Source organism: Streptomyces vulcanius, assembly GCF_042653945.1.
In the GTDB taxonomy this organism is placed as follows: domain Bacteria; phylum Actinomycetota; class Actinomycetes; order Streptomycetales; family Streptomycetaceae; genus Streptomyces; species Streptomyces mangrovi.
Genome location: NZ_JBHSFK010000010.1, coordinates 1 through 13,339 on the forward strand (window position 1 = coordinate 1; position 13,339 = coordinate 13,339).

Sequence of the window (13,339 nt, forward strand, 5' to 3'; positions counted from 1 at the left end):
CAGGAGCGCCGACCTGGAACTGGGCCGGTTCCTGCGCGCGCGCCGCACCCAGACCAGCCCCTCCCCGCCGAGGCCGCGGTGTCGCCCCTGGATCCGAACTCGACCCAGGGCCGGGCGATCAGCGTGCGGACGCTGGGCCAGGGCGTGCCCTTCACCCGGCAGGCCGCGCAGGTGCAGCAGGCGCAGTCCGCGGCGCAGGCCACGGCAACGCCCGTCCCGCACTCACCCGGCGGTTCCGGACGGCGCCGCAAGCTGGGCACCCCGCCGGACCCGGCCGCGCGCGCCGAGCCGACGGCCCGCCCGGAGCAGACGGCGCGTCCGCATCCGCCGGCCGAGCAGCCCGTCGTATCCCCGGTTCCCGCCGTTCCCCAGCCTCAGGCGCAGGTCCCGCAGCCCTCCCTCGCCGGACAGGCGCGGCTGGCGCCCGGGACCACCGACGGCGCCGGGCGGTCGTACGCCATAGGAGCACCGGACGAGAACGCCGCCGAGGGGCCCGAGCCGCTGGACGGTCCCGGTGGGGCCGTCGAGGTGGCGGATCCGCCGCGGCAGGTGCCGATGGACGACGAGCTGCCGCCGGAGCCGCTGGACAATCCGCGTCGGCTGCTGGTGTGGCCGGCGCCGGACGTCTCCACCCAGCAGGCGCTCAGCGATCGCGGCTACCGGCCCGTCATCGTGCATTCGCGCGAGGAGGTCGACGCGCAGATCGCGGCGTTCCCCGCGGCGCTGTTCGTGGATCCGCTGACCGGGCCGATCACGCGTACCGCACTGCAGTCGCTGCGGCAGGCCGCGGTGGCCGCCGAGGTTCCGGTCCTGGTCACGGCCGGGCTCGGGCAGGCGACGCGCGAGGCGGCGTACGGCGCCGACCCCGCCGTACTGCTGAAGGCGCTGGCGCCGCGGGACAGCGAGCAGCATCCGCCGCGGGTGCTTCTCGTCGAGGAGCACGCGGAGATCGCGCTGGCGCTGACGGCGACGCTGGAGCGGCGCGGGATGCAGGTGGCGCGGGCGGCGAGTGACGCGGACGCCGTGACGCTCGCCGGGCAGCTGCGGCCGAACCTGGTGGTGATGGACCTGATGCAGGTGCACCGGCGGCAGACCGGGTACGCCGGGATCATCGACTGGCTGCGGGCGAACGGCCAGCTCAACCGCACCCCGCTGGTCGTCTACACGGCCGCCGTCGACCAGGCGGACCTGCCGCGGCTGGCGTCTGGGGAGACGGTGCTGTTCCTCGCCGAGCGGTCGACCAGCCCCGAGGTGCAGAGCCGGATCGTGGAACTGCTGGCGAGCATCGGCACCAACTGAGCCGACACCAAGGGAGCCGGCACCCACCGAGCCCGCACCCACCGAGCCGCCACCGGCGAACCCACTGCCGGCCGGCTCAGGCCGTGACGATCCTGCGCACCGCCTCCTTGACGGAGTCGCGCAGGCGTTCGCTGTCGTCGGTCGCGGCGCCCACCACGATGCGGCGCAGCTGCGGGACGGCGGCGGCCCAGTTGGCCAGGGAGATGAGCAGGAAGAACAGGTCGCCGGCCGGGATCGCGTCGCTGACGACGCCCCGCTCCTGGCCCTCCCGGATGACCGCGATCTTCTCGCGGTAGTGCTCCTGGCGCTCCGCCTCGTCGGGGAGTTCGGCGGTGCCGTACTCCAGTCCCTCCCAGAAGAGCAGGCGCAGCACCTCGGGGTGGGTGGCGTGGTAGTCCATCACGCTGTCGACCCAGCCCTCGATGTCGTCCGCGTCGACGGGGACGGCGACCGCGAGGTCGAGCATGGTCCGCTCCAGGACCCGGGTGAACAGCTCCGCCTTGTTGCCGAAGTAGGCGTAGATGAGCTGCTTGTTGGCCTTGGCCTCGGCGGCGATGCGGTCGATGCGGGCGCCCGCGACGCCGTGGCGGGCGAACTCGGCGACGGCGGCGTCGAAGATCCGCGCCCTGGTGGCCTCGGGGTCCCGGGTGGTTGCCATGGGGGCATGGTAGTCGGATCCGACTCGTAACCAACTAGTTGGTTGACGGGGAATGGGGCGCCGCCTCAGACTGTTGGTGCCTACCGATCCAACCAACTGGTTGGTTACAGCCACCTCCACCGGAGCCGGCTCAAAGGAGCATCACGCCATGCCGTCCGCAGTCACCGCCCGGGGCACGCAGCGCGCCACGCGGCCCGAACGACCCGCCGCCACGCGCCGGAGCGGGGACCTCCTCCTCGTCCTCATCGCCCTCTGCACGGCCGTCACCGCCGCCAACATCTACCTCGCGGCTCCCCTGCTCCCGCTCATCGCCCGCGACTTCGGGTCCACGGCCTCGGGCGTGGCCTGGATCGCCTCGGTGGCGCAGTTCGGCTACGCGGCCGGTCTGCTCTTCTTCGCCCCGCTCGGCGACCGGGTGAACCGTCGCCCGCTGGTCGCCGCCCTCTCCCTGGTCACCACGGCGGCGCTGGTCGCCGGCGCGGCGGCGCCCGGGATCGTCACGCTCGCCGCCGCCGTACTGGTCGCCTCCGCCGCGACCGTCGTACCGCAACTGCTCGTCCCGCTGGTCGCCGAACGCGCCCCCGCCCACCACCGGGCGCGGCATGTCGCCGCCGTGATCTCCGGGCTGTTCGCCGGCGTCGTCGCGGCCCGTGTCCTCGGCGGACTAGCCGGTCAGGCCTTCGGCTGGCGGCCGGTGTTCGTCGGCGCGGCCGTCCTGACCGCCGTCCTGGGCCTGCTGACCGCCGCCGCGCTCCCCTCCGAACGCCACCGCCCGCGCCCCGAGGGCGGCCTCTTCGCCGGGCTGCGCGCCATGCCCGGGCTGGTCCGCCGCTCCCCCGACCTGTGGCGGGCGTGCGTACGGCAGGCCGGCATGTACGGCGCCTGGAGCGCCCTGTGGACCTCGCTGGCCCTGCTGCTGACGGGCGAGCCGTACCACCTGTCCACCGCGACCGCGGGTCTCTTCGGCCTCTTCGGTCTCACGGCGAGCCTGGTCGCTCCGCTGGCGGGCGGCCTGGTGGACCGTTTCGGCGCCGCGAAGGTCGTACGCGGCGCGTATGCCCTCGCCGCCGTCTCCGTGCCCCTGTTCTGGCTGGGCGGGCAGGCCGTCGTGGCGCTCTTCGTGGCCGCGATCGTGATCCACGCGGCCCTGGTCGCCTCCCAGGTCGCCAACCAGACCCTCGCCCTCACCACCACCTCCGCCCCGGCCACCGCCAACAGCGCCTACATCGTCGCGGGTTTCGCCGGCGGCGCCACCGCCTCCGCCCTGGCGGGCCTCGCCTTCACCCACTTCGGCTGGGGCGGGGTGATCGCGGTGGCGGCCACGTGGCTGGTGGCGGGGTGGAGCGCCACCGCCGTACGGCGGTGAGACGGACGACGATCCAGCCGTACGCGGCCCTTGCCGTACGACGGCTTGGCCGTACGACGATCCAGCCGTACGACGAGGGCCGTACGACGGTGAGAACGCCGCCGTACGGCCAGATCGTCGTACCGGTGCCTGAGTCGACGCCGGTGCCGGAGCCGCAGCCCTGTTTGCTGAGCCTGAGCCGGCGTACGAGCCCGAAGCCGGACCCCTGTTGCCGGACCCGGTGTGTACGTCAGAGCTGTGTGACGTCCAGCTCCCCCTCCGCGTACCGCCTGCGCAGCACCTTCTTGTCGAACTTGCCCACGCTCGTCTTCGGGACGGAGTCGATGATCGTCCAGCGCTCCGGGAGCTGCCACTTGGCGATCCGGCCCTCGCCGGCGAGGAAGGTGCGCAGGGTGGTGAAGTCGGCGGTGGCGCCCTCCCTGAGGACGACCGTGGCCAGCGGGCGCTCGCCCCACCTGTCGTCGGGGACGGCGACCACGGCCGCCTCGGCGACGTCCGGGTGGGACATCAGCGCGTTCTCCAGGTCGACGGACGATATCCACTCGCCGCCGGACTTGATGACGTCCTTGGCGCGGTCGGTGAGGGTGAGGAAGCCGTCGGGGGAGATGGTGCCGACGTCGCCCGTCTTGAGCCAGCCGTCCTCGCTGAACTTGTCGGCGGGGCGGAGGGGGTCGGCGTCGGGGCCGTTGTAGTAGGCGCCGGCGATCCAGGGGCCGCGGACCTCGAGTTCGCCGGCCGACTCGCCGTCCCAGGGGAGGCGTTCGCCGCCGGGACCGGTGAGGCGGGCCTCGACGCCGGCCGGGAAGCGGCCCTGGGTGAGGCGGTAGGCGAGCTCCTCGTCGGTGCCGACGGCCTGCGCCGGCGGGCGGGCGATGGTGCCGAGCGGGGAGGTCTCCGTCATGCCCCAGGCGTGGCAGACCCGCATGCCGAGGTCGTCGAAGGCCTTCATGAGGGAGGGCGGACAGGCCGAGCCGCCGATGGTGACCTGGGTGAGGGAGGAGACGTCACGGGGCTTGGCGGTCAGCTCGGCGAGCAGGCCCTGCCAGATGGTGGGGACGGCCGCGGCGTGGGTGGGCTTCTCGGTCTCGATCATCTCGGCGAGCGGGGCCGGCTGGAGGAAACGGTCCGGCATCAGCAGGTTCACGCCGGTCATGAAGGTGGCGTGCGGCAGGCCCCAGGCATTCACGTGGAACTGGGGTACTACGACCAGCGAGGTGTCCTGGTCGGTCAGGCCCATCGACTGGGCCATGTTGACCTGCATGGAGTGCAGATAGATGGAGCGGTGGCTGTAGACCACGCCCTTGGGATCGCCGGTGGTGCCGGAGGTGTAGCACATCGCGGCGGCCGTGCGTTCGTCCAGCTCCGGCCAGTCGTAGTCGGTGGGCTTCCCGGCGATCAGGTCCTCGTACTCGTGGACCTGCGGGCGGGCGCCGGCCAGGAGGGAGCGGTCGCCCGGGCCGGAGACGACCACGTGTTCGACCGTCGGCAGATGCGGGAGCAGCGGGGCGAGCAGGGGAAGCAGGGAGCCGTTGGCTATGACGACGCGGTCCGCCGCGTGGCCCACGATCCAGACCAGCTGCTCGGCGGGGAGACGGAGGTTGAGGGTGTGGAGCACCGCACCCATGGAGGGAATCGCGAAGTACGCCTCGACGTGGTCCGAGTTGTTCCACATCAGAGTCGCTATTCGCTCGTCGCCCTCGACGGCCAGGTCCTCGCGCAGGGCGTGCGCCAGCTGGGCCGCACGGGCGCCGATCTCGGCGTAGGAGCGGCGCTGCGGCTCGCTCTCACCCGTCCAGGTGGTCACCAGTGACGAGCCATGGATCTTCGCCCCGTGGGTCAGGATCCTCGAGATCAACAGCGGTACGTCCTGCATGGTGCTCAGCACGGCGTCCTCCCAGGGCGGCGACATTGCCTACGCGGTGGTAACGGTTGGCATGATTCTGCGCACATACCGCGCGGTATGTCACTAGGGAGGGACGAACGATCGGGTCACGTTAAAGCCCCGGTCAAAACGTGACGTCACACGTGACGTCACGGGAGATCGCGCCGTCAGCGGGCGAGGCCCAGCTCAGGGTCCTCCCGCAGCTTGCCGAGGGCCCGGGAGACCGCCGACTTCACCGTGCCGACGGAGACGCCGAGCACTTCGGCCGTCTGGGCCTCGCTGAGGTCCTCGTAGTACCTGAGGACGACCATCGCCCGCTGCCGGTCGGGCAGCTTCATGATCGCCCGCCACATCGCGTCGCGCAGCGCCTGCCGCTCGGCCTGGTCGTCCTCGCCGAGTGTGGGCTCCGGTTCCGGCAGTTCGTCGCAGACGTACTCGTCGACCTTGCGCTTGCGCCACTGCGAGGTGCGCGTGTTCACCAGGGCCCGGCGGACATAGCCGTCGAGCGCCCGGTGGTCCTCGATCCGCTCCCACGCGACATACGTCTTGGTGAGCGCGGTCTGCAGCAGGTCCTCCGCGTCGCTCGGGTTCGCGGTCAGCGACCGTGCGGTGCGCAGCAGCACCGGCTGACGGGCTCTGACGTACGACGCGAACGACGGGTACGGAACAGGTCGAACAGGTCGCCTCATGCCGTTCGAAGCGCTCCGCATGCCGTTCGAAGCACTGGTGCAGACGGGTGTGGTCATGGCTCCACGCTAGGTTCGCACCCCGCTCCGGGGGATCGGCCGTAGGTGCCGAAGACGACTCCGCCTCAGGTCGTAGGGGTGGTGCGGGCTGCACCTCCTGTAGGTGGACGAGAAGGGCCGCTGTACTACGGGTTTACCCCTCGGGGCTCATCCCTCAGGGATCAGCCGTCGGGGCTCATCGGGGCTCATCCGTCGGCGGTCAGTACCAGGCCCGACGTCGGCACGCCGGTGCCCGCCGTCACCAGGGTGCGCGCCGCGCCGGGCACCTGGTTCGGGGACGTGCCGCGCAGTTGTCGTACGGCCTCGGCGACGCCGTTCATCCCGTGCAGGTAGGCCTCGCCGAGCTGGCCGCCGTGGGTGTTGAGCGGAAGCCGGTCCTCGGTGACGTAGGCCGCCGCCTCGCCGGGGGCGCAGAAGCCGAACTCCTCCAGCTGCATCAGCACGAACGGCGTGAAGTGGTCGTACACGATGCCCACGTCGATGTCGGCGGGCGCGAGCCCCGAGGTGCGCCAGAGCTGGCGCGCGACCACGGCCATCTCCGGCAGGCCGGTCAGGCCGTCGCGGTAGAAGCTGGTCATCTGCTCCTGTGCCCGCCCGGCGCCCTGCGCGGCGGCGGCGACCACGGCGGGCGGTCGCGGCAGGTCACGGGCCCGCTCCACCGAGGTGACGACCAGCGCCTGGCCGCCGTCCGTCTCCTGGCAGCAGTCCAGCAGCCGCAGCGGCTCGGCGATCCAGCGGGAGGACGCGTGGTCGTCGAGGGTGATCGGCCGGTTGTGGAAGTACGCCGCCGGGTTCGCCGCCGCGTGCCGGCGGGCCGTGACGGCGACCGGCCCGAACGCCTCCTCCGGGGTCAGCCCGTGGACGTGCAGATAGCGCTGCGCCGCCATCGCCACCCAGGAGGCCGGGGTGAGCAGCCCGAAGGGGAGGCTCCAGCCGAGTGCCACGCCCTCCGCCGAGGGTTCGCGGTGCTTCACGCCGGAGCCGAAACGGCGTCCGGAGCGTTCGTTGAAGGCCCGGTAGCAGACCACCACCTCGGCCACCCCCGCGGCGATGGCCAGCGCCGCCTGCTGCACGGTCGCGCAGGCCGCCCCGCCGCCGTAGTGGACGCGGGAGAAGAAGGACAGCTCACCGATCCCGCAGGCCTGCGCGACGGTGATCTCCGGGCTGGTGTCCATCGTGAACGTCACCATGCCGTCCACGTCGGCGGGGGTGAGCCCCGCGTCGTCGAGCGCCGCCCGCACCGCCTCCGCCGCCAGCCGCAGCTCGCTGCGCCCCGAGTCCTTGGAGAACTCCGTCGCCCCGATCCCGACGATCGCCGCGCGCCCGCCGAGGGCGTCCCGCGTCCGTACGCTCATCCCGCACCGCCCTCCTGGAGGGTGACCGTCACACTGCCGATGCCGTGCCGCGGGTTCCCCAGGTCGCCCCCGGGCACGGTCACCGTCACCGTCCCGCTGACGTGTCTGCCGATGCCGTTGTCGCCGACGACGCGGATCACGGCCGTGTCCTCGCCACGGATCTCCTCGACCGTGCCCCGCAACACCAGCGTGTCTCCGGGGTAGTTGGGCACCCCCAGCCGAATGGCCACCTTGCGGAGCACGGCCGTCGGACCGAAGGTGTCGGTGATGTAGCGGCCGACCAGGCCGTTGGTGGTGAGGATGTTCATGAAGACGTCCGGGGAGCCCTTCGCCCGGGCGGCCTCGGGGTCGTGGTGGACGTCCTGGTAGTCCCGCGAGGCGAGCGCGCCGGCGACGATCAGGGTGCGGGTGACCTCGATCTCCAGCGGCGGCAGCACGTCACCCACGTTCACACCGTCACCCCCTTGAACACCGGGAGCGTCAACTCGTCGTCGTAGCGCCGGAATTCGAGCCGCACCGGCATCCCGATCCGCACCTTGTCGTACGGCACCCCGACCACGTTGCTGATCATCCGCACCCCTTCGGCGAGTTCGACGAGCCCGACCGCGTAGGGACCCGCCGCGTCAGCGGCATGAGCGGATTCCGTGAAGGCCGGGAACGGCGGATGGTGCATGACGACGTACGAGTACACGGTCCCCTCGCCGCTCGCCTCGACGGTGTCCCAGTCCGGGCAGCCGCAGGACTGGCAGCCGGGCAGCCACGGGAAGCGCAGGGCCGCGCAGGCGGTACAGCGCTGGAGGAGGAGCCGGTGGTCGCGCACACCCTCCCAGAAACCGGCGTTGTCCCGGTTGACGACGGGGCGCGGCCGTAGCTCGCGCGGTTTCCGTGAACGGCCGTGGGCGGGCGCGTACTTGAGGATGCGGAAGCGGTGCGTGCCGACGAGGTCGGGGCCGACCCTGACGTCGGTCCGGGTCGTGACGAAGTGACCGGTGCCGAGTTTCGTCGTCTTCCGTTCGGACACCGACTCGATCACCGTGTCGAAGGTGACCTCGTCGCCGGGGCGCAGGGGGCGCAGGTACTCCTGCTCGCAGTCGGTGGCGACGACCGAGGTGCAGCCCGCCTCGTCCAGGAGGGCGAGCAGCTCCTCGTAGGGCCGGGAGCGGGCGGCGTGGCCACCGAGGCCGCCCATGATCCACGCCTGGAGCATGGTGGGCGGGGCGACCGCGTCGGGACCGGCGTAGGCGGGGTTGCCGTCGCCCATGGCCTCGCACCAGTGCCGGATCATGGGCGCGTTGACGGGGTCACGGCCGGTGCCGGCCACGGCGGCGGGGCGGCCTTCGTAGGTCCTCAGGCGTACGTGCAGGCCGGCGTCGTCCACCGTTGGGCTCCCTTCGCGACCGCTGCCGAACGGTTTCTGACTGTCCGTCAGATATGACGTGCTGTCAAGAATGCTCAAGGACATTCCGTCCGCCCGGGAACACACCCGCGCGGCGGTGCCGACGGCCCCGCCGGAACACACCGCGTGGCGGCGCCAATGGCTCCGCCGGAACACACCCGCGCGGCGGCGCCATTGGCACCGCCGGAACACACCCCCGCGGCGGTGCCAATGGCACCGCCGCGCAGACGCGTCACACCCCACGGAACTCACCCGGTAGGAACCCTGGGGGCCGGGTCGCCGCCGGCCCCCTCAGATCACCCCCACAGCGGGCCGAAGGCGAGGCCCACGGTGTTGTTGCCCTGGTTGACCGCCGTGAACGCGGAGCCGTCCACCTGCGCAGTGTTGCTCTGGTTCGAGGCGCCCGAACCGACGGCGTTCTGCTGTGTGGTGGACGAGTTGCCGTTGTTGTTGCCGCCGACACCGCTGCCCACGATGCTCGCGACACCCGCGTTCGATCCGTCGCTCGCGAATCCGCCGTTGTCGGCCACCGCGACACCGCCGAACAGGGCGGCGGCCAGCGGAAGGGCGGCGACGGCGGCGATGACGCGGGCGGTACGGATGCTTGCCATGCTGTTCCTCCAGAACATGAAGTACGGGTTTCACCAGGGCAGTTGGCCAACCGCTCCGGTGTGGTGACGACGTCGCGAGACCAGAGTTGCCCACCGAATCCCCGGCGAACCACCCCGGAAGCCGTGATTCGCACGCAAGCGTGATGACAAGTAGATAAACCCCCAGCACCACTTTTCTTGATCACTCTCTCGCAAGCAGTGCCCGTCCGGACCCTCGGACCCCAGCCCCCGCAAGGGGCGAAGCGTTCCGTCACATTCCGCCGCACACCCGACCATTCCCCGCCACCTCGGCGCGTCGCACCCGTCACCCCTTCCTTTTTTCGAACACTAGTACGACTATGGAGGCATGGCCACCATCGACCGGCACCCCGCCCGGCACCCCCGGCAGGCCAGCACGCTGGCCCTCGCCCACGCCCTGTCGGCCGCCGAACGCGGCCTGGCCGTCATCCCCCTGTCCCGGACGAAACTCCCTGCCCTGCGCTCCCCCCACAGCCCCGACGACCCCCCGTGCCACGGCACGTGCGGCCGCTTCGGCCACGGCGTGTACGACGCCTCGGCCGACCCCGCGCGCGTCCGTGCGCTCTTCGCCGCCGCCCCCTGGGCCACCGGCTACGGCATAGCGTGCGGCCTGCCGCCGTACCACCTGATCGGCGTCGACCTGGACACGAAGTCGGGCACGGACTCCACCGCCGCCCTGCGTGAACTGGCCCTGCGCCATCTCTTCACGATCCCGCCGACCGTCGTCGTCCTCACCCCGTCCGGCGGCCGGCACCTCTGGCTCACCGGTCCGCCGGACGTCGTCGTCCCCAACTCGGCCGGCCGGCTCGCCCCCGGCATCGACATCCGGGGCGCCGGCGGCTACCTGGTCGGCCCCGGCTCCCGCACCACCCACGGCACCTACACGGCCGCCCCCGGCACGGCCGGCTTCACCCCGGCGCCCTGCCCGCACGCCCTCCTGCGCCTCCTGCTGCCCCCGCCGCGCACGACGGGACCGTCTGGATCAGCGACGGGATCAGCGGCGGGCACGGCACACGGCAGGGGCCTGGTCCAGTTCGTCCTCGCCGCCCACGAGGGCCAGCGCAACACCCGCCTGTTCTGGGCGGCCTGCCGGGCGTACGAGAACGGCATCGGGCCCGCCCTGACGGACGAACTGACCGCCGCGGCCGTACACACCGGCCTCACGGAACACGAGGCCCGCTCCACGATCGCCTCGGCGGCACGAATGACCCGGCCCCTGGGGTGACGAGGCGCACGGAAGAGGCGCCCCATTCCAGCTACTGAAGTGCGACTTTGCCGAATAAGGCCGAAAAACGCCCTGTTTGAATGATGTACCGGGCACTCACACTCAAAAAATGGCGGTTCTCCACAGTGTCAGCCGACCTGAGTGCCTGTTGTGCTCCTCGAACGGGCCCGATGTTCGTGAGCGTGGACGGATCATTCCCCTGTTGGCCGAATTCTGCGACAGGTGCTGGAACAAGGTCGCCAACGATCTTGCCCTGAAGGAGGGCGCCACGGCGGCACCGGAGCCCGAGTTCGACCCGGACGACGTGGAATGGGTCGAGCCCCGTAACTGCCGGCATTGCGACGCGCCGGTGCGTTGCTACCCGACCAACTACGACCGCTGGGTCGAACTGGCCACGTTCGAGCTGCCGGCGAAGAAGGTCCCTCCGCGCCACCGTTGGCGTCTGATGCGCCCGAGGGCAGCGAACACCCCCATCCCCGTGGCAACCGTGGCCATCAGGATCGGCGCCATCGATCCCACCCCCGGAGAGCCCGTCTTCCCCGCTCACGAGTTCGTGTGCCCGATGCATGAGGCATGACCCTGCCCCAGGCCGGACACCCGAGAGCCCCCGACCGTTTCCGCTGGTCAGGGGCTCTCACACTGCGGTGGGTGTGGGATTTGAACCCACGGTGACATCGCTGCCACGACGGTTTTCAAGACCGTTCCCTTAGGCCGCTCGGGCAACCCACCTACGCCCCGGCCCACCTGGGGTGGAGCGGGTACAGCGTACCGGCACCGCGTGGTGCGCGCGGGCGGGGTGGGCGGTCTGGGGCACGAACGAACCGCTCGGGAGGCGGGCGGCGGGTAGGGCGGGTAACGCGCGAACCCGCGGTGACGCATGGTGTGCGTCGCCGCGGGTTCGGGACGGGACCCCGGCCGGGTCGGGCCGGGCCGGTCTCGGGTCAGCTGTCGCCGTTGCGGGAGCCCAGGGTGAGTTCGACGGTGCTGGACTTGCCGTCGCGCTCGTAGGTGATGGTCACCTTGTCGCCGGGCTTGTGGGTCCAGATCTCGCCGATGAGGGTGGGGCCGGAGTCGATCACCGTGCCGTCGAGCTTGGTGATGACGTCGCCGGGCTTGAGGCCGGCCTTGTCGGCGGGGCCGCCCGACTCGACGGGGGCGGCGCCGCCCGAACCCTGGTCGGTGATCTTCGCGCCGCCCGAGGAGTCCTCCAGGGAGACGGACGCGCCGATCTTGGCGTACACCGGCTCACCGGTCTTGATCAGCTGCTGGGCGACGTACTTGGCCTGGTTGATCGGGATGGCGAAGCCGAGGCCGATCGAGCCGGACTGTGAGGTGCCGCCCAGGCCGCCGCTGCCGGTGGACTGGATCGCGGAGTTGATGCCGATCACATTGCCCTGGGCGTCGAGAAGCGGACCGCCGGAGTTGCCCGGGTTGATCGACGCGTCGGTCTGCAGGGCGCTCATGTAGGACGAGCTGCTGCCGGTGCCGTCCGAGGACGCGACCGGGCGGTTCTTCGCGCTGATGATGCCCGTCGTGACCGTGTTGGACAGTCCGAAGGGCGCGCCGATGGCGATCGTCGAGTCGCCCACCGCGACCTTGTCCGAGTCGCCCAGGGTGAGCGGCTTGAGGTCCGACGGGGCGTTCTTCAGCTTGATGACGGCGACGTCGTAGCCCTGCGCGTGGCCGACGACCTCGGCGTCGTACTTCTTGCCGTCCGGGAAGGTGGCCGTCAGCTTGCCGTTGTCGACCGCGTCCGCGACGACGTGGTTGTTGGTGACGATGTGGCCCTGGGTGTCGAAGACGAAGCCGGTGCCGGTGCCGCCCTCGCCGTTGCTGGACTCGGCCTCGATGGTGACCGTGCTCGGCAGGGCGGTGGCGGCCACGCCCGCGACCGTGCCGGCCGCGCGCTTGACGTCGCCGCCGCTGGTGGAGGCGGAGACGGTGGTCGAGCCGGTGTTGTCGTCGTTCTTGGCGAGGGTGTAGCCGAGGCCGCCGCCCAGGCCGCCCGCGACCAGCGCGGCGACGATGACCGCGGCGATGAGTCCGCCGCGACCGCGGCCCGCCTTCGGCGCGGGCTGCTGGTAGGAGGCACCCCAGGCCCCGCCTGCGGCCCCACCGCCGTAGCCGGCGTCGCCGTACGCGGGCGTGCCCGTGCCGCCGTCGGCGTACAGGGGCGTGGTGGGCGAGTTCTGCCAGCCGTCGGCGGAGGCCGGAGCGGCGGGAGCGGTGTCCGGAGCCGCGTGGGGCGCGGCCGGCGGGGGCCAGTCACCCTCGGCCGCCGGGTGGGACGTCTGCGGCGGGGTCGGCGGGGGCCACTCGCCCTCGGCGGCCGGCGGCGCGGGCTGAGGCGCCTGGGGCAGGCTCGGAGGCGGCCAGTCACCCACCGGGGCGGCCGGGGCCGCCGCCGGTGTCTGCGGAAGCGGGGTGGTGCGCGCGCCGGAGTCGGAGGCCGGTGTGTGCGGGGCGGCCGAGGGAGACTCCACCGGCACGGGGGGTGCGGACGGGGCCGGGGGAACCGCGGTGCCCTCGTTGGTGCCCTCGTTCTCGGTGCTCACAGCTCTTCTCCTCGGTTCACGGCTGTTCTCTCGTCGGTCGCACTGGGTCACGCCCGTTCATGCTTGTTCGCGCTTGTCGTCGACCCGGCGCGCTGCAGCTGTGCGTGTGCTTTTGTATGGCTCAGCTTTTCCCACAGGCCGTCAGAGCACCATAAGCGGTGTCTGTGGGTCTCCGAAGAATCTTTATAAGGGACTTTCAGTGCAATAAGTGCGCATCCTCGAAACATC

Annotated in this window: 12 protein-coding genes and 1 tRNA gene; 4 read left to right on the top strand and 9 right to left on the bottom strand. The window is 71.8% G+C overall.

Annotated features, from left to right (window positions below; genetic code table 11):
- The coding region (locus ACFPIH_RS16740) for a response regulator (protein WP_385877026.1) at nucleotides 1-1,299 on the top strand (1,299 nt) is incomplete at its 5' end.
- Nucleotides 1,300-1,375: 76 nt separating this feature from the next.
- Here ACFPIH_RS16740 and ACFPIH_RS16745 read toward each other — a convergent pair.
- Nucleotides 1,376-1,957 (bottom strand): TetR family transcriptional regulator, encoded by a 582-nt coding sequence (locus ACFPIH_RS16745; RefSeq protein WP_381171286.1) that lies wholly within the window; start codon nucleotides 1,955-1,957, stop codon nucleotides 1,376-1,378.
- Nucleotides 1,958-2,105: 148 nt separating this feature from the next.
- Between ACFPIH_RS16745 and ACFPIH_RS16750 the strand changes: the two genes are divergently transcribed.
- Nucleotides 2,106-3,323, top strand: a complete 1,218-nt coding sequence (locus ACFPIH_RS16750; protein ID WP_381171284.1) for an MFS transporter — start codon at nucleotides 2,106-2,108, stop codon at nucleotides 3,321-3,323.
- Between the two features lie 229 nt (nucleotides 3,324-3,552).
- On the opposite strand, the gene ACFPIH_RS16755 is transcribed toward ACFPIH_RS16750, so the two are convergent.
- The 6 genes from ACFPIH_RS16755 to ACFPIH_RS16780 all read right to left on the bottom strand — a co-directional run bounded on the left by ACFPIH_RS16755 (nucleotide 3,553) and on the right by ACFPIH_RS16780 (nucleotide 9,313).
- On the bottom strand, nucleotides 3,553-5,232 hold the full coding sequence (locus ACFPIH_RS16755) for a long-chain fatty acid--CoA ligase (RefSeq protein WP_381171282.1): 1,680 nt from the start codon (nucleotides 5,230-5,232) through the stop codon (nucleotides 3,553-3,555).
- A gap of 140 nt (nucleotides 5,233-5,372) precedes the next feature.
- Complete coding sequence (locus ACFPIH_RS16760) at nucleotides 5,373-5,951, bottom strand: SigE family RNA polymerase sigma factor (RefSeq protein ID WP_381171280.1); 579 nt, start codon at nucleotides 5,949-5,951, stop codon at nucleotides 5,373-5,375.
- Nucleotides 5,952-6,136: 185 nt separating this feature from the next.
- On the bottom strand, nucleotides 6,137-7,306 hold the full coding sequence (locus tag ACFPIH_RS16765) for a lipid-transfer protein (RefSeq protein WP_381171278.1): 1,170 nt from the start codon (nucleotides 7,304-7,306) through the stop codon (nucleotides 6,137-6,139).
- The gene (locus ACFPIH_RS16770; RefSeq protein ID WP_381171276.1) at nucleotides 7,303-7,758 is read right to left on the bottom strand and encodes a MaoC family dehydratase; all 456 of its coding nucleotides are present in this window, start codon (nucleotides 7,756-7,758) and stop codon (nucleotides 7,303-7,305) included. The genes ACFPIH_RS16765 and ACFPIH_RS16770 overlap by 4 nt, the downstream gene beginning before the upstream one ends.
- A complete protein-coding gene (locus ACFPIH_RS16775) occupies nucleotides 7,755-8,684 on the bottom strand; it encodes a bifunctional MaoC family dehydratase N-terminal/OB-fold nucleic acid binding domain-containing protein (protein WP_381171274.1) in 930 nt (309 codons plus the stop codon). Before ACFPIH_RS16775 ends, ACFPIH_RS16770 begins: the two co-directional genes overlap by 4 nt.
- A 314-nt stretch (nucleotides 8,685-8,998) precedes the next feature.
- Nucleotides 8,999-9,313, bottom strand: a complete 315-nt coding sequence (locus ACFPIH_RS16780; RefSeq protein WP_381171272.1) for a hypothetical protein — start codon at nucleotides 9,311-9,313, stop codon at nucleotides 8,999-9,001.
- Between the two features lie 346 nt (nucleotides 9,314-9,659).
- Between ACFPIH_RS16780 and ACFPIH_RS16785 the strand changes: the two genes are divergently transcribed.
- Together ACFPIH_RS16785 and ACFPIH_RS16790 are read left to right on the top strand one after the other, a co-directional pair.
- Nucleotides 9,660-10,556, top strand: coding sequence for a bifunctional DNA primase/polymerase (locus tag ACFPIH_RS16785; RefSeq protein ID WP_381171270.1), 897 nt, complete (start codon nucleotides 9,660-9,662; stop codon nucleotides 10,554-10,556).
- Between the two features lie 109 nt (nucleotides 10,557-10,665).
- The gene (locus ACFPIH_RS16790) at nucleotides 10,666-11,133 is read left to right on the top strand and encodes a DUF6083 domain-containing protein (protein WP_381171268.1); all 468 of its coding nucleotides are present in this window, start codon (nucleotides 10,666-10,668) and stop codon (nucleotides 11,131-11,133) included.
- Between the two features lie 65 nt (nucleotides 11,134-11,198).
- Here the strand turns inward: ACFPIH_RS16790 and ACFPIH_RS16795 are convergent.
- Together ACFPIH_RS16795 and ACFPIH_RS16800 are read right to left on the bottom strand one after the other, a co-directional pair.
- Nucleotides 11,199-11,285, bottom strand: a tRNA-Ser gene (locus ACFPIH_RS16795).
- 212 nt (nucleotides 11,286-11,497) lie between these two features.
- Entirely contained in the window at nucleotides 11,498-13,111 is a 1,614-nt protein-coding gene (locus ACFPIH_RS16800) for a S1C family serine protease (protein ID WP_381171266.1), read from the bottom strand.
- Nucleotides 13,112-13,339: the final 228 nt, after the last annotated feature.

Bases quoted from the DNA above. Each gene is read 5' to 3' on its own strand.
- ACFPIH_RS16745 (WP_381171286.1), bottom strand. From the start codon at position 1,957: ATGGCAACCACCCGGGACCCCGAGGCCACCAGGGCGCGGATCTTCGAC.
- ACFPIH_RS16750 (WP_381171284.1), top strand. From the start codon at position 2,106: ATGCCGTCCGCAGTCACCGCCCGGGGCACGCAGCGCGCCACGCGGCCC.
- ACFPIH_RS16755 (WP_381171282.1), bottom strand. From the start codon at position 5,232: ATGTCGCCGCCCTGGGAGGACGCCGTGCTGAGCACCATGCAGGACGTA.
- ACFPIH_RS16760 (WP_381171280.1), bottom strand. From the start codon at position 5,951: ATGACCACACCCGTCTGCACCAGTGCTTCGAACGGCATGCGGAGCGCT.
- ACFPIH_RS16765 (WP_381171278.1), bottom strand. From the start codon at position 7,306: ATGAGCGTACGGACGCGGGACGCCCTCGGCGGGCGCGCGGCGATCGTC.
- ACFPIH_RS16780 (WP_381171272.1), bottom strand. From the start codon at position 9,313: ATGGCAAGCATCCGTACCGCCCGCGTCATCGCCGCCGTCGCCGCCCTT.
- ACFPIH_RS16785 (WP_381171270.1), top strand. From the start codon at position 9,660: ATGGCCACCATCGACCGGCACCCCGCCCGGCACCCCCGGCAGGCCAGC.
- ACFPIH_RS16790 (WP_381171268.1), top strand. From the start codon at position 10,666: ATGGCGGTTCTCCACAGTGTCAGCCGACCTGAGTGCCTGTTGTGCTCC.